Genomic DNA, 15,669 nt, shown 5'->3' on the forward strand with positions numbered 1-15,669 from the left:
CTTATCGGATTTATAGTGGTTTTTTTTAGTGTGAGTAAAGAAACGAATAATAATTTGTGAGGCTTCTCTCGTATTGTTGGACAACTGCACTGCAACCGCTGGTCGAATTACCAATCTGCGTTACGGTAACCGCTGTAGAGATAAATACAGGGAACTATGATTATTTTTAAAAGCTTGAGAAGAAACGGGATAATTTAGAATTTTTTTGAAATATAAGCAGGGTAAAAATAACGAATGGTTAAGTTTGGAATTAATATAGGTAAGGTGCGCTGAGTAGTGCATGACGTTATTACGTTAGCGGATTTTCATCTCAATTTTTTATCGTACATTGTTGTCTGGCTGTGCTGAAAGCCCTATGACGGCTAATCTCACCGTCATAGGATAGGGGGGGATCTAGTGGGTGCTTTTTGTGCGATACAGCCGACGTGGGTGACCAATCTTGCCGTAACGCATTTCGATATCGAGGAAATGATTTTCAACGCAGAACTCCAGATAGCGGCGCGCCGTCGTTTTACTGAGTCCGGTTTTTTCGACGATATCATCGACAGAATAGAGTGTATCGCCGCCATCGTTGGCAAAAATCTGCTTGATCAGCCCCAGCGTGTTCTCTTCAATGCCTTTCGCTGATGAGGAGGAAACTGCGCCTGACGATTGCAACTGATAGAGAATATCTACGTTCTGCTGATCGACAATTTTGTAAGTGTGCTGAGTTTTCACGAATTGAATAAATCGTTCCAGCGAAGAGCGCAGCCGTGGGTAGGAGAGCGGTTTGATAATGTAGTCAAAGGCCCCGCAGCGAATCGCCTGAGCGCAGGTATTCATATCGCTGGCGGCGGTAATGAAGATGACGGAACAGTTCATTCCTTTGAGCAGTTGGCTTTCAATCAGCGAAACCCCTTCGCCGTCAGGTAAATAGTTATCCAGCAGGATCAGGCGCGGCCTGTGCTGCTGAAGGAGCTTTTTGGCTTCAAAAAGTGTAGCGGCAATCCCGACGACACGCAGATTGAAATGTTTTTCAATAAATTCAGCATGAATATTTGCCAGCTTACTTTCATCTTCAACGATTAAGACATCGAAATGTTCAGTGTGCTGCATGGTGTGAATCCCTGTTAGTCTCTGAATTATAAATAAAATAGTGTGTCCGTTATACCTCAAGCGGCCTGTGCGTTGTTCACTACGCGCCGCTCAAATTATTGGGGGGACATCGGAATAAATAGGGAAAATATGCTGCCATTCGGCTGGTTGGCCGAGACTTCGATCATTCCCTGAGCCTGATTGACGTAGCTGGCAACCAGATGCAGCCCCAGCCCGTGATCGCCCTGCGTTTTACTGGTCACGCCGATTTCAAACAGGTTATCGGCAATGGCCGGATCGATACCCGTCCCTTGATCGGCGACTTCAATGACCAATTCTTGTTCGCTGTCATAGATATACACCTCGACAGGATAATGTGGTGCGGTGGTGGCTAATGTGGCTTCCATCGCGTTGTCCAGCAAATTACCAATGATGGACATCAGTTCCGTTTCGCTCAGCGCCGGTGGAATATGGGTAAGTTGGCAGCGTGGATCGAAAACAATCTCAATGCCTTTTTCCCGTGCCGTCGCGTATTTGCCCAGCAGCAGCCCGCACAGCGCGGGTGAACAGAAGCGGCGCGACACAAAATCCAGCACCACCTGCGCGCTTTCGGACTGCGCTTCAATATATTTGATGGCTTCGTCATAGCGTTTTAGGTGTAGCAGCCCGGCCAGCGTCGCCGTCCAGTTCAACTGTTCATGGCGCAAAATGCGCAGACTATTCGCGTAACGTTTTACCTGACTGAGCTGCATGCTAAGTGTGTGGATATCGTTTTTACTGCGGAAGCTGATGACCCAGCCCTGAAGCTCATCCTCCAGCATGATCCGCACTCGGCTGGCAATCACGGTGGCGTGGTTAAAACGGCAGATTTCATCGTGGGTGTCGCTGTTCCACATAGCCTCGCCGGAGAAAAAGGGCACAGGCTTAATGACGGTATCAATCGGCTTGCCGCGCAACAGATAGGACGGTTCGTTCAGCCCGAGGATTTCTTTGGCCGCATGGTTAATGGCGGCAACACGGTGCTGCTTATCGATGGCGATCACCCCTTCGTAGATCGATTCGAGCAGCGCCTTCTGCTGCCTGACCAACATACGAATCTCAAGCGGTTCGAGACCAAACATTTGTTTCTTTAGATTACGCGAGAACCACCAGGAAAAGAGAAACAGCGCGACAAACATCGCCAGAATCGCCAGCAGAATATGCGCCAGCTTACTGAATGTCAGGTTATCGATGTGGGTTTTCAAATAACCGACGGAAACAATACCAATGACCTGACCGTCAGCCACGATTGGCGCCTTGCTGCGTAGTGATACGCCTATGCTGCCGTGGCGCACGGTGATCACGCTTTTTCCCGCTAATACGTCGAAGTTATCGCCGCCCACCATCTGCGTGCCTACGAGCTTGTCACTTTCCGCGTATTCAGAATGAAACAGATGACGCGCCTGATTATCCCCGATCACAATATAGCTGGCATCGCTGCGCTGCTTTAACTGTTGAACGAGTGCATCTATCTGTTTGATATCTTTATTCTTCACTGATTCAACCAAGGAGGGAATGATGGCGATTTCTCTGGCCTGTACCTGCGCGCGCGTACCCAGCTCTGAATACAGCTGCTTGTCAATATCGTGATAATAATAAATGCCCGTCATCAGAAGTAACGAAGAGAAGAAGACGATCAAATAGATAAATAATTTGATATGAAAGGAAAGTCTCACTCTCATGATGTGCGGTAGCCTGCCAGTGAACGAAAAATAGCTGGTAAATTTATCACGAATGGTAATAAGAATGGGCTGAGAGGAAAAAACTTGTGAGCAATAACACGTTTAAATATGTTGTTATCAATATGAAGGTAGTAATAAATAGATAAAATTAAACGACTCTGTTTTGTTTAATAAACAACTTAATTACTTTTTACCAACATAGTCATTTTTAGGAAATAAAAACCATAAACTCCATAGAAACCGTAAAATTTATTCTGAACGTAAAATCATCTAATCGACTGTGTAATAAACGATTTTCTAATATAAACCATAAAAACCATAAACGCCTTTAAAACTCGTTTTTTAATTTGAAGAGAATCACATAATAATATGTTCCCGCCCCCTATGATGCGCGGACAAAATAAAACGGGGACAGAGTTATGAGCACGACTGATGATTCATATATTGTGGTAAATAATGAGGCGGCTGGGAAGGCCTCATTAAAGGAAAAATGGTGGCATGTTCTGGATACCTATAAAGTAGGTATTATTCCTGTGCCGCTCTTTGTGCTGGCGGGGGTATTAATCGGCATCGACTGCCTGAGTGGCAAGTTGCCGAGCGACATCGTCGTGATGGTCGCTACGCTGGCATTCTTCGGGTTCGCCTGTGGTGAATTTGGTAAACGTCTGCCGATTATCGGCAAGATGGGGGCGGCGGCAATCTGTGCGACCTTTATCCCCTCGGCGATGGTGCATTACGGCCTGCTGCCGGACGTTGTCGTTGAATCCACGACCAAATTCTATAAAAGTACCAACATCCTGTATCTCTACATCTGCTGCATTATTGTCGGCAGCATCATGAGTATGAATCGGCAGACGCTGATTCAGGGCTTCCTGCGTATTTTCTTCCCTATGCTGTGCGGTGAAGTTGCTGGGATGCTGGTGGGCATGGGTGTAGGTATGGCGCTCGGTCTGGATCCATTCCAAATCTTCTTCTTCCTGATTCTGCCGATTATGGCGGGCGGGGTGGGTGAAGGCGCTATCCCGCTGTCTATCGGCTATGCCACGATTCTGCATATGGATCAGGGCGTTGCGCTGGGGCGCGTTTTGCCTATCGTCATGTTGGGTAGCCTGACCGCGATCATTCTTGCTGGTGTGCTGAATCAGTTGGGTAAACGCTTTCCACACCTGACCGGTGAAGGCGAACTGATGCCAAATAAAGATAATAGTCTGGGTAGCGGCGCAAGCAGCACTCCGGTTTCAGCCTTTAGCGGCAAAGCCGATGTCACGACGATAGCGTCTGGCGCGCTGCTGGCAATCCTGCTGTACATGGTGGGTATGCTTGGTCACAAAGTCATCGGCCTGCCTGCACCGGTTGGCATGCTGTTCGCGGCGGTGCTGGTGAAGCTGGCTCACGGTGTTTCACCGAAAATGCTGGAAGGTTCTCAGGTCGTTTACAAATTCTTCCAGACCTCTGTGACGTATCCGATTCTGTTTGCCGTTGGCGTGGCGATTACGCCATGGCAGGAACTGGTGAACGCGTTTACGATTCAAAACCTGCTGGTGATTATTTCTACCGTGGTGACGTTAGTCGCGACCGGCTTCTTTGTGGGTAGAAAAATCGGTATGCACCCGATTGATGTTGCCATTATTTCCTGCTGCCAGAGCGGACAGGGCGGTACCGGTGACGTCGCGATTCTGACGGCAGGTAACCGTATGGTGCTGATGCCATTCGCGCAGATTGCTACGCGTATCGGCGGTGCGATTAACGTTTCGATTTCACTGCTCGTGCTCGCCAACTTTTTAGTCTGATGTCATTCAGAAAATAAAAAGTCGCTGAGTTAAATAAGTATTACGTTGAAGAATGAGCTGAGTTAACAGAATAAAAACCGCCACTGCGCGTGGGTTTATTTTGCATAGGAAATATTATGAAACTTGCAAGCTATCGTTATAACGGTAAGGACAGTTACGGCATTTATACGCCAACGGGGTTAATCGATCTCGGCGGTAAAATTGGTCACCGTTACCCCGATCTGAAAACACTGCTGGCACAGAATGCGTTACACGTGGCACAGGAATTCAGTATGAGTACGCCGGATATTCCGGTTGCGGATGTGACGTTCTTACCGGTTATTACCGCTCCAGGGAAAATACTGTGCGTGGGGATGAATTACGCCGCTAAACGTCATGAATTTAATGAAGAAAATCCTGCACCAACATTATTTGTGCGCTTTGCGGATTCACAAACTGGACATGCGACGCCGGTGATCAAACCGCATTATTCCAGCGAGTTTGATTATGAAGGCGAGCTGGCGGTCGTTATCGGTAAAGGCGGACAGAATATTGCTCAGGATGTCGCGCTCTCTCATGTCGCAGGCTACAGCTGCTACATGGATGGTTCTGCGCGTGACTGGCAGCACAGCTGGTTTACCGCTGGCAAAAACTGGCAGAAAACGGGTGCGTTTGGCCCTTATCTGACCACTACGGATGAAATTCCCGATCCGCATGTGCTGGCGATCCGCACGTATCTGAATGGCCGCATGGTACAGGACGACAATACCAGCAGCATGATCCACAAAGTGGCGGAATTGATTGAATACATCAGCACCTTTACCGAGCTGAGTGCCGGCGACGTGATCATTACCGGTTCACCGGGCGGCGTGGGTAAAAAACGCAATCCGCCGCTGTTTATGAAAGCGGGCGATTGTATTGAAGTTGAAATCGAAAACATTGGCCATTTGCGTAACACGATCGTGGATGCGGCCGTGCCGGTGAAATCGGTTCCGGCAGCCGCTGAAGCCGTCGCGCACTGAATAGTCGTGTAAGTAACAGGCTGCCGGCGCTAAACCGGCAGCCTGCAATAGATTGCCTAAATAATTCGAGTTGCAGGAAGAACCGTGATGTATGCCAATGATTCCGTCTTTTTTGACACGCTGGATGTGCGCCTTCGGGAGCAGGAAAGGGACGCAGTGCGCCAGTTCCTTGCATACTGCCAGCTCGGCATGGATGACGATATTGACATCGTTGTGGTTGGCAAACGGAGCGGGCGGCTGATTGCCTGCGCGGGGCTGGCCGCCAACACCATTAAGTGCGTTGCGGTCGATCCTGAATTCAGACACCTCAATCTGGGCGTGCAGGTGGTGAATGAAGTCATACAGCAGGCGGCGCAGCGCGGCCACTTCCACCTGTTTCTCTATACCCGACCGGAAAATGTCGACATCTTTCGCGGATGTGGTTTCTACCCGCTGGCGTGCTATCAGGACAGCGCGGTGCTGATGGAAAACACGCCGATTGGCATCCAGCAGTATTGCCAGTCTTTGGCGGCCTTTGCTCATCCTGAACCGCTCGCGACGCGGACAGATAAAAAAATCGGCGCGATTGTGATGAACGCGAACCCTTTCACGCTGGGCCACCGCTATCTGGCAGAGCATGCGGCGCAGTCGTGTGACTGGCTGCACGTTTTCGTGGTGCGTGAAGATGTGTCCTTTTTTCCATTCAGTGAACGTCTGGAGATGGTACAGCGCGGTGTGGAATCTATCCGCAATGTGACAGTCCATGCTGGTTCGAACTACATGATCTCTAAAGCGACGTTTCCCGGCTACTTCCTGAAGGAAGAGAAGCTGATCACACGCGCCCACGCGGCGCTGGATTTAATCATTTTCAGGAAATATATCGCGCCAGCACTGGGGATTACCCAGCGCTTCGTCGGCACCGAACCCTTTTGCCCGGTGACGTATCAGTACAACCAAGACATGCACTACTGGCTGGAGAAAGACCAGACGGTGTCTTCCCCCGCGTTAAGCGTGGTTGAAATTGAACGCAAACGGCAAACCTCAGGACTGGCAATTTCCGCTTCGGAAGTCAGGAAATTACTCAAGCTTCGGCAGTACAGCCGTATTCAGGACATCGTGCCAGCCTCAACTTTTGCGCATTTACAGCGCTACTACGAACCCGAATACGCGTAATTAAAATTAATCAGGATAAGTCTATGAAGATTGTTAAGGAGTCCTTAGCAGGCACCTTTGAATCCAGCGATTTGCTGGTCAAAGTGGCACCGGCTGACGGGAAACTCACCGTGGTCATCAACAGCGAAGTCATGAAACAGTTCGGCCACCAAATCAACCAGGTTGTGAATGACACGCTAAAAGAACTGGGCGTACAGGAAGGGACGATCATTGTGGATGACAAAGGTGCGCTGGATTGTGTCATCCGTGCTCGCGTGCAAAGCGCAGTACTGCGCGCCGCAGATGGACAGCAGATTGAATGGGAGAAATTGTAATGAATAAGCTTCGCCGCAGTATGTTATTCCTCCCAGGCGCGAACGCCGCCATGCTGTCCAATGCGTTTATCTACAAGCCTGACTCCATCATGTTCGATCTGGAAGATGCGGTTTCCCTGCGTGAGAAAGACACCGCGCGCCTGCTGGTTTTCCATGCGCTCCAGCACCCGATGTACCGTGATATTGAAACCGTGGTACGCATCAACCAGCTCAGTACGCCGTTTGGCCTGCTGGATCTGGAAGCTGCTGTGCGCGGTGGTGCCGATGTGATCCGCCTGCCAAAAACTGACTCCACCGACGATGTCGATGAGCTGGAACATCATCTGGTTCGTATCGAAAAAGCCTGTGGTCGTGAAGTCGGCTCCACGCGCATCATGGCGGCGATTGAGTCAGCGGTGGGCGTGATTAACGCCGTTGCGATTGCCCGTTCTTCCGAGCGCATGATCGGAATTGCGCTGGCGGCGTTCGACTATGTGATGGATATGCAGACGGAACGCGGTGACGGTACGGAACTGTTTTATGCCCGTTGTGCGGTGCTGCACGCGGCTCGCGCTGCCGGTATCGACGCCTTCGATGTGGTCTATCCCAATGTTAATGACGATGCGGGCTTCCTGAAAGAGGTCGATCTGATCCGCAGACTGGGTTTCAACGGTAAATCCCTGATTAACCCGCGCCAGATTGAGCTGTTACACAACGCTTATGCCCCTACGCAGGATGAAGTGGACTATTCCCATCTGGTGATCAAAGCCGCTGAAGAGGGTGAACGTGCCGGCCTGGGCGTGATTTCCCTGAACGGGAAAATGATCGACGGGCCCATTATCGACCACGCCAGAAGAGTATTGGAACGTGCTCAGGCCTCCGGCGTCCGCAAATAGCCATTGCGTGATTACACCGCAATGGCCGCTCTCAGGAATTACAGGATTAGACAATGAGTCATTTTATTGAAGCACTGCAAAAGCAGTACCCGGAAAAACGTCATCTGCAACCCTTCGTCAACGCCAACCACAATACGCCGTGGCTGAATGATGTCGCCCAGAAACATGAGCGCAAACTGTGCGCCGATCTGGAGGAGGCGATTCGTCACAGCGGACTGAAAGACGGGATGACGATCTCTTTCCACCACCATTTCCGCGAAGGCGATAAAGTCATTAATCGGGTGATTGAGACGCTGGCTCGCATGGGTTTTCGCGATCTGACATTGGCATCCAGCTCGCTGATGAGCTGTAACGCGTCGCTGATCGACCACATTAAAGCGGGCGTGATCAGCCGGATTTACACTTCGGGGATGCGTGGCAAGCTGGCCGATGCGATTTCTCATGGATTAATGAAAGAACCGGTACAGATTCATTCTCACGGGGGGCGCGTCCATTTGCTGCAAAGCGGTGAACTGAATATCGATGTCGCTTTCCTCGGGGTACCGTGCAGCGATGAATTTGGCAACGCCAACGGCACCACTGGGAAATCCAGTTGCGGCTCACTGGGCTATGCGATGGTCGATGCGCAGTTTGCTCGAAAAGTAGTGCTGTTGACTGAAGCACTGGTGCCGTTCCCGAACATGCCGGCCAGCATTGTGCAGGATCAGGTGGATTACATCGTTCAGGTGGATGAAGTCGGCGATCCGGCCAAAATTAGCGTAGGCGCGGCGCGCGTCACCAGCAACCCGCGTGAGCTGCTAATTGCCCGTTCCGCGGCAGACGTGATTGAACATGCCGGTTATTTCAAAAATGGTTTCTCGATCCAGACCGGCTCCGGCGCGGCCTCGACGGCCTGTACGCGTTTCCTCGAAGATAAAATGCGCCAGCAGAACATCGTGGCACGCTTCGCCCTCGGCGGCATCACGGGCGGGATTGTCGATCTGCACGAAAAAGGGCTGATCGAAAAGCTGATCGATACCCAGTGTTTCGATGCCAATGCGGCTGCATCGCTGGCAAAGAACCCGAATCATGTCGAGATTTCCACTAACGTTTATGCCAATCCGAGTTCTAAAGCGGCTTGCTGCGATCAACTGGATATGGTGATTCTCAGCGCGCTGGAAATTGACACCGACTTTAATGTCAACGTCATCACCGGCTCCGATGGCGTGATGCGTGGTGCGTCCGGTGGACACTGTGACGTCGCGACGGCAGCGAACCTGACCATCGTTGTTGCGCCGTTGATTCGTAGCCGCATCCCGACCGTGGTGCGTCAGGTGACGACGCGGGTTACACCGGGAGAAAGTATTGACGTACTGGTGACCGATCACGGCATTGCCGTCAACCCCGCGCGACCTGAGGTTGCTGAACGCCTGAAACAGGCGGGGCTGACGGTGATGACGATTGAGGCGCTGTATGAGCGTGCGATTGCGCTGGTGGGTGAACCACGCGCTATCGAGTTTCACGATCGCATCGTCGGCGTTATTCGCTATCGCGATGGCAGCGTAATTGACGTTGTTCGTCAGGTGAAGGAAGCCGACGAATAAGCGGTAAACGCATGAGGGAATCGACGATGACAAATGCTGTTTCCATCTCGCTGGAAACCTTACTCGCGGCGAAGGAACGCCGCGCAGTTCGCCAACAAGAGTGGCTTGCCCGCCACGGTGTGACGTTGGTGTCGCTGACGCTGGTCACGCCAGGGCCGATAAAAGATAGCGAAGGCTATCGGCAGGTGATGGCCGAAGCTATCAAATCGTTTGCCTTGCTGTGTCAGAAGCGGGGATGGACGGTGCTGGAGCAGCAAACACTCTGGCTGGCAACAGGCGCAGAAGGGCTATGGTCGATCACCAAAGATGCGCTGTCCGTGAAGGCTGCGACTATTGCGCTGGAAGATAGCCATGAGCTGGGGCGGCTATGGGATTTCGACATCTTTAGCCCAGAAGACGGATCGATTGGCCGGTCGATGTTGGCGCACAGCGGGCGCACCTGCCTATTGTGCGACCAGATGGCACACGCCTGTAGCCGTTCGCGTCGCCATTCACTGCCTGAGCTGCTTGAGCACATTGAGGAAAAGGTTCATGCCTACTTTACGCCAGCCTGACGGTATCCTGTCGGCCGCAGTATCCCGTTTCGCAATCGGCGATTATCGGGAACGCGGCGCGTTACCCGATATCGACCGACGGGTGGCCAATGCGCTGACGATGGAAGTCATGCTGACGCCGAAGCCCGGACTGGTGGATCGCGCCAATAACGGATCTCACCGCGATATGGATGTTGCGCTGTTTCAGACCAGCATTCAGGCGATCTCTCCCTGGTTCCGGCATTTTACCGAGGCGGGTTATCAACACGCCAGCGTACCGCTAGCGCAACTGCTGTTTCAGGTTCGGCCTATCGGCATCGCCTGTGAACAGGCGATGCTGTCGGCGACGAAAGGCGTGAATACCCATAAAGGTGGGATTTTCGCATTTGGCCTATTGTGTACCGCCGCCGGTTGGCTGGCAGGACGGGGAGAGAGTGTAACGCAGCGCAGTCTATGCGATAGCGTCGCTGCCATGTGTCACGATCTGGTGCGTAATGAGCTAGCGGCATGTTCTGGTGCAGCGACGGCGGGTGAACATCTTTATCAGCGTCATGGACTGACGGGGGCGAGGGGAGAGGCTGCCAGTGGGTTCAATACCGTATGCCAGTACGCGTTGCCCGCCCTGACTCAGGCTATTGCCGCCGGAGAGGATGACGAAACCGCGCTGTTACGGACGCTGCTGGTGTTGATGGCCCACAATCCGGACACCAATGTCGTTTCACGCGGTGGCATGGACGGATTAGCGTTTGTGCAAGATTACGCACGGAGATTGCTGACAGGTCCGCTGGATCGTCAGGCGCTAAGAGAGATGGACGACGCGCTGATTGCCAGAAACCTTAGCCCAGGCGGCAGCGCCGATCTACTGGCCTTAACCTGGCTGCTGTATCATTACCCTGCAGAATAGCAAACGAACAGGTGCGATAAAAGGCGCTGGCAGCGATGCGATTCATTATTTGACTGCGCCTTAACACTTTTCCTCTTGTTCCACTAAATTTATTGAGAAAATTGCCGATATAGTTTTCACTAACTATACCCCTCATACTTCGAGTTGCCTCTGTGCTGGCTGGTTAAATTCATTCTCGACGAATGTGTTCTTTGCTTGCCACCCTCCTGTAACTCGAATTATTTAGGGTATGTATCGTGCTATTTCAGGGACTCCGAGTAATCGTTTTCAATATGCAGCCAGTGCGGTGGCATCGTGTTGGCACACATGGGACTTGAAAGATAACGAAGAGGCGTGCATCAATATAAACCATTGACACATAGTCCATGTAAATAATGGTGGGGATGAAAGCGGTGGATGAAAATTTGAAAGAGCAGTTTGTTAAGCGCAACAAACTGGCCATCTGTGCAACGCTGCGCGAATTAAAGAAGAATGCTACGTCTCTGATGGTTCACCATCCTCATGGACAGTTTATCAGTAAAATTCTTGACGTTGTACCCGACAACAACCTGTTTGTCTTCGATTTAGGCGGCATTGAGCGTGAGAATAACCGCGCGCTGTATGCAGGTGCACTGTCTTTTGTCGCTGAACCCGCAGGGGCAAAAGTCGAATTTAATGCCGAAATTGCAAAAACGGTGGACTACGACGGGCTGCCAGCCTTTAGCGCGCAGATTCCTGAACTGCTTTATCTCATCCAGCGTAGAACCTATTTCCGCATCAATACGCCGCTGTGGCCGCCATTGACGTGCCGTGGCGAACTACCGGATGAGAGCATTTTCCTGTTCACCATCAAAGATCTTTCTCTGGGAGGATTGAGCCTGTATACCGACCGTGATACCACGGGGCTGTTGACCGAAGGCGATATCATTAAGAGCGTGGAGATGGATCTGGCTGACCACGGTTTTTTCTGTGTTGATTTGCAGTTCGTCGGTCAGGCAATGGTGAAGATCGTCGATAACAAAGGTGAAGTGAAGTTGACGCAGCGTTTGAGCTTCAAGTTTCCTTCACTGAACGCATCGCAGGAACGGGATCTTCAGCAGGTGATTTTTGAGTTGGAAAGATTACAAAATGAAAAGAAAAAGCGATTCCAGGAGTGGTAATTTTTAAGCACCACTTTTTATGTGGGCTTCACACATAACAGCAACGTTTTTATAACGAGTATTCGCTTATTTATCCTACTTATTACCCATAAGTCATGCGAAAAGCCGACGTACAGGCTTCTCGAAGAAGGGTGGGGATAAATAAATGGTTTCCAACGTTCTCAGAGCCTTGTCAGATGAGATCGAGTGGTGCAGAATACGCGCCTTGCAAATAACCGACGTCTAATAGCGTCGGTTATTTTTTTACATTTATGCTCGTCAACCTTCAGGTTACAGGGGGATTGGTGTGGTTTCTTACCTTTCTCTGTGGCTCAGGTTTGCTGGGTATAGGGTCTTCAACCAAAGAGGCCGGACAACGATCCGGATAGATAATTTTGTGTGTGCCTGTGAGCACAGTGAGGAAAGGAAAAATGGGGCAATTAACACGTTTCGCACCGGTGCCCGCCGGTTTGTGCTGCAAAGGTATTGGTTATGGCGCGACGCAGTCGCAAGTTATCTCTGGTGCTGTTACAGCCACCTCTTCTCATCGTGATTCAGGCGAGTCCTGTATCCATTCATTTGTTTTCGGTGCGTATGCTCCTGCCGTGATGAACGGAGGTGTGCGTCATGTCGCTTGATTCTCAGCTGCCTAATGCTGGCGCAAAACGTGCTCAGTTAAAAAGAACGCTCACGCTGTGGCCTGTCGTTATGATGGGGCTGGCGTACATGCAGCCGATGACCATTTTTGATACCTTCGGTATCGTGTCTGGCCTGACCGACGGCCATGTGGCAACTGCCTATGCGTTTGCGCTGGTCGCCATTCTGTTCACGGCGCTGAGCTATGGCAAACTGGTAAAACGTTTCCCGTCTGCGGGTTCTGCTTATACCTACGCGCAAAAAGCGATCAGCCCGCACGTCGGGTTTATGGTCGGCTGGTCGTCACTGCTGGACTATCTGTTCATGCCGATGATCAACATCCTGCTGGCGAAAATCTATCTGGAAGCGATCTTCCCCGGTGTACCGTCATGGATTTTTGTGGCGGCGCTGGTCGGCTTGATGACGCTGTTTAACCTGCGTGGTATCAGTCTGGTTGCTAACCTGAACTCCATTATCGTGGTGGTGCAGGTTGCGATCATGGCGGTATTCCTCGGTCTGGTGATTCACGGTGTTTATCTGGGCGAAGGTGCCGGTACGCTGACCAGTACGCGTCCGTTCTGGTCTGAGAACGCCCACGTGGTGCCGATGATCACTGGAGCAACCATTCTCTGCTTCTCGTTCCTCGGTTTTGACGGCATCAGCTCGCTGTCAGAAGAAACGCAGGATGCAGGTCGGGTGATTCCAAAAGCCATCTTCCTGACGGCGCTGATCGGCGGCGTGATCTTTGTTGCCGTGGCGTACTTCCTGCAACTGTATTTCCCGGATATCTCGCGCTTTAAAGAGCCGGATGCGTCTCAGCCGGAAATCATGTTGTATGTTGCGGGTAAATTCTTCCAGTCCGTTATTCTGGTGTTCTCCTGCGTCACCGTACTGGCATCCGGTATGGCGGCACATGCAGGCGTGTCTCGCCTGATGTATGTTATGGGGCGTGATGGCGTATTCCCAGAGCGCTTCTTCGGCTATATCCACCCGAAATGGCGTACGCCGTCTTTGAACGTCTTGCTGGTTGGCGCCATTGCACTGTCTGCGGTGTCGTTCGATCTGGTAACGGCCACTGCGCTGATCAACTTTGGTGCGCTGGTGGCGTTTACGTTCGTGAACCTGTCGGTCATTTCACAGTTCTATATTCGTGAGCGCCGTAACCGTACCGTGAAAGACACCATTAACTTCCTCGTACTGCCCGTGCTGGGCGCGTTGACGGTGGGGGCGCTGTGGGTGAACCTGGAAGCTAGCTCGATGACGCTGGGTCTGGTGTGGGCAACGATTGGATTGCTCTATCTGGCATTTGTGACACGCAGCTTCCGTCAGCCAGTACCGCAATGTAGTGAAGAGCCGGTTTAAATAAACTGACGACACGCCTAAAAGAGAAAAGCGGAGCCACTGTGCTCCGCTTTTTTTATGGCTTTAGGTGGCTATCTTAGCCCACTAGCTCCTGCGCATAGGCGTACAGCGCTTTTAGCTGTGCCATCTTCTCTTTATCGTCTTCGTGCAGTTGATACAGATTACTGAGTTCTGACAGATAGGACTGCAAGCGCTCCGGCGTAAAGACCGCACGCCGATGCTGCAGCCAACGCTGCTGTTCGCTGTCGTCCAGCGTGCCGGGGAAATTGCGAGCGCGATAGCGGAAGAGCAGCGTTTCCAGACGATTATCGGCAAACGTGAGATCCAGCGCGGGCAGGTTCTGCGGAGCGGTCTCCTGAATAATCTTCATCGCCATGCGGTCAGCATCGCCAAAGAAGCCATCATAGAGCCGTAAATCGACATCATCAGAGGCGGCGAAAGCAGGAGCGTCGGCAAACAGTTCCACCACTTTTTCCCTGACGCTCGCGTTGTTGCGCAGCAGCGCCAAATTATCCAGACAGCGTTGACGATCGATACCCAGCCTTTCCGCATCTTCCGGCCGTAAGGTATTGGCTGGTGCTAAGACCGGACATTTATTGATGTGCACCAGCTTGAGTGGAACGGCACTCTGATCCGCCTCCAGCGCGTCCCGGCGGGTGTATAGCCGTTCGCGCAAGGCTGCGCTGTCCAGCTCCAGCAGCGGCGTCATATCACCCGCCAAATCGCACATGATGACCGCATTACGGTTGTCCGGATGCCAGGCGAGTGGAACAACCCAACTGGTATTGCTCCTCGCCGCGCCAAACATGCCAGACACGTGAACGAGCGGCTTCATTTGCGGGATATCAATCAGCGCGGAAATTTTGTTTTTGTTACGTAGCAGGAACAGATATTCAAACAGTTTAGGCTGCGCCTGCTTGAACAGCTTCGCCATAGCGATGGTGGCATAAACGTCGGACATCGCATCATGCGCCTGCTCGTGCGGAATACCGTTGGCTTTCGTCAGATGCTCAAGGCGGAAACTGGGCAGTCCGTCATCGTTTTCCGGCCACACGATACCTTCCGGTCGCAGGGCATAGCAGGCACGTAACGCATCCAGCAAATCCCAGCGGGAATTGCCGTTTTGCCAGCTGTAGGCGTAAGGATCGTAGAAGTTGCGATAGAAAATATTGCGGCTGACTTCATCATCAAAGCGAATGTTGTTGTAGCCCATGATGCAGGTGCCGGGTACGCTGAATGCCTCGTGGATCTGACGGGCGAACTCCGCCTCATTAACGCCTTTTGCCAGCGCGACCTGTGGCGTAATTCCGGTGATCATCACCGCTTCCGGCTCCGGCAGGTAATCATCCGTCGGACGGCAATAAATGACGAGTGGCTCACCGATAATATTGAAGTCCATATCGGTACGGACACCCGCAAACTGCGCGGGGCGATCGCGCGCCGGATGCTTACCGAACGTCTCGTAGTCATGAATGAAAAAAGTGGGTTGTGTTTTCTCGGCCATATATGCAGTTAGCTACGTGTGCGCGCTGAGCCCGAAATCAGGCAAAACAATCTGGAAAACCGCAAGGATACCATTGAATCGACTTTTCTGTGGCGCTTTCCT

General features: G+C 51.8%; 14 protein-coding genes. 11 read left to right on the forward strand and 3 right to left on the reverse strand.

Annotation, left to right across the window (positions count from 1 at the left end; genetic code table 11):
- Positions 1 to 393: 393 nt before the first annotated feature.
- Both IG609_RS08375 and IG609_RS08380 read right to left on the reverse strand, forming a co-directional pair.
- A complete protein-coding gene (locus IG609_RS08375) occupies positions 394 to 1,095 on the reverse strand; it encodes a response regulator (RefSeq protein ID WP_193399371.1) in 702 nt (233 codons plus the stop codon).
- Between the two features lie 95 nt (positions 1,096 to 1,190).
- Positions 1,191 to 2,795: an ATP-binding protein gene (locus IG609_RS08380; protein WP_193400453.1), complete on the reverse strand. Its 1,605-nt coding sequence runs from the start codon at positions 2,793 to 2,795 to the stop codon at positions 1,191 to 1,193.
- Positions 2,796 to 3,214: 419 nt separating this feature from the next.
- Here IG609_RS08380 and IG609_RS08385 point away from each other — a divergent pair, with 419 nt between their 5' ends.
- The 11 genes from IG609_RS08385 to IG609_RS08430 all read left to right on the forward strand — a co-directional run bounded on the left by IG609_RS08385 (position 3,215) and on the right by IG609_RS08430 (position 14,063).
- Positions 3,215 to 4,585 carry a 2-hydroxycarboxylate transporter family protein gene (locus IG609_RS08385; protein WP_193399373.1) on the forward strand — a complete coding sequence of 457 codons (1,371 nt, stop codon included), beginning with the start codon at positions 3,215 to 3,217 and terminating at the stop codon, positions 4,583 to 4,585.
- Positions 4,586 to 4,701: 116 nt separating this feature from the next.
- Positions 4,702 to 5,586 carry a fumarylacetoacetate hydrolase family protein gene (locus IG609_RS08390; protein WP_193399374.1) on the forward strand — a complete coding sequence of 295 codons (885 nt, stop codon included), beginning with the start codon at positions 4,702 to 4,704 and terminating at the stop codon, positions 5,584 to 5,586.
- 87 nt (positions 5,587 to 5,673) lie between these two features.
- Complete coding sequence (citC, locus tag IG609_RS08395) at positions 5,674 to 6,738, forward strand: [citrate (pro-3S)-lyase] ligase (protein ID WP_193399375.1); 1,065 nt, start codon at positions 5,674 to 5,676, stop codon at positions 6,736 to 6,738.
- 23 nt (positions 6,739 to 6,761) lie between these two features.
- Positions 6,762 to 7,052, forward strand: a complete 291-nt coding sequence (gene citD, locus IG609_RS08400; protein ID WP_102116282.1) for a citrate lyase acyl carrier protein — start codon at positions 6,762 to 6,764, stop codon at positions 7,050 to 7,052.
- Positions 7,052 to 7,927: a citrate (pro-3S)-lyase subunit beta gene (gene citE / locus IG609_RS08405; RefSeq protein WP_039357952.1), complete on the forward strand. Its 876-nt coding sequence runs from the start codon at positions 7,052 to 7,054 to the stop codon at positions 7,925 to 7,927. Before citD ends, citE begins: the two co-directional genes overlap by 1 nt.
- 53 nt (positions 7,928 to 7,980) lie before the next feature.
- The gene (gene citF, locus IG609_RS08410) at positions 7,981 to 9,510 is read left to right on the forward strand and encodes a citrate lyase subunit alpha (RefSeq protein ID WP_193399376.1); all 1,530 of its coding nucleotides are present in this window, start codon (positions 7,981 to 7,983) and stop codon (positions 9,508 to 9,510) included.
- Between the two features lie 26 nt (positions 9,511 to 9,536).
- Positions 9,537 to 10,064: a citrate lyase holo-[acyl-carrier protein] synthase gene (citX, locus tag IG609_RS08415; protein ID WP_180786579.1), complete on the forward strand. Its 528-nt coding sequence runs from the start codon at positions 9,537 to 9,539 to the stop codon at positions 10,062 to 10,064.
- Positions 10,042 to 10,947, forward strand: coding sequence for a triphosphoribosyl-dephospho-CoA synthase CitG (gene citG / locus IG609_RS08420; protein ID WP_193400455.1), 906 nt, complete (start codon positions 10,042 to 10,044; stop codon positions 10,945 to 10,947). The genes citX and citG overlap by 23 nt, the downstream gene beginning before the upstream one ends.
- Before the next feature lie 383 nt (positions 10,948 to 11,330).
- Positions 11,331 to 12,086 carry a flagellar brake protein gene (locus IG609_RS08425; protein ID WP_180786581.1) on the forward strand — a complete coding sequence of 252 codons (756 nt, stop codon included), beginning with the start codon at positions 11,331 to 11,333 and terminating at the stop codon, positions 12,084 to 12,086.
- A gap of 410 nt (positions 12,087 to 12,496) precedes the next feature.
- Entirely contained in the window at positions 12,497 to 12,703 is a 207-nt protein-coding gene (locus tag IG609_RS20510) for a hypothetical protein (protein ID WP_095994372.1), read from the forward strand.
- A complete protein-coding gene (locus IG609_RS08430; RefSeq protein WP_193399378.1) occupies positions 12,693 to 14,063 on the forward strand; it encodes an APC family permease in 1,371 nt (456 codons plus the stop codon). The genes IG609_RS20510 and IG609_RS08430 overlap by 11 nt, the downstream gene beginning before the upstream one ends.
- Before the next feature lie 76 nt (positions 14,064 to 14,139).
- On the opposite strand, the gene sbcB is transcribed toward IG609_RS08430, so the two are convergent.
- Positions 14,140 to 15,567: an exodeoxyribonuclease I gene (gene sbcB / locus IG609_RS08435; protein ID WP_193400456.1), complete on the reverse strand. Its 1,428-nt coding sequence runs from the start codon at positions 15,565 to 15,567 to the stop codon at positions 14,140 to 14,142.
- Positions 15,568 to 15,669 lie beyond the last annotated feature (102 nt).

The organism is Pectobacterium quasiaquaticum, assembly GCF_014946775.2.
Taxonomy (GTDB): Bacteria; Pseudomonadota; Gammaproteobacteria; order Enterobacterales; family Enterobacteriaceae; genus Pectobacterium; species Pectobacterium aquaticum.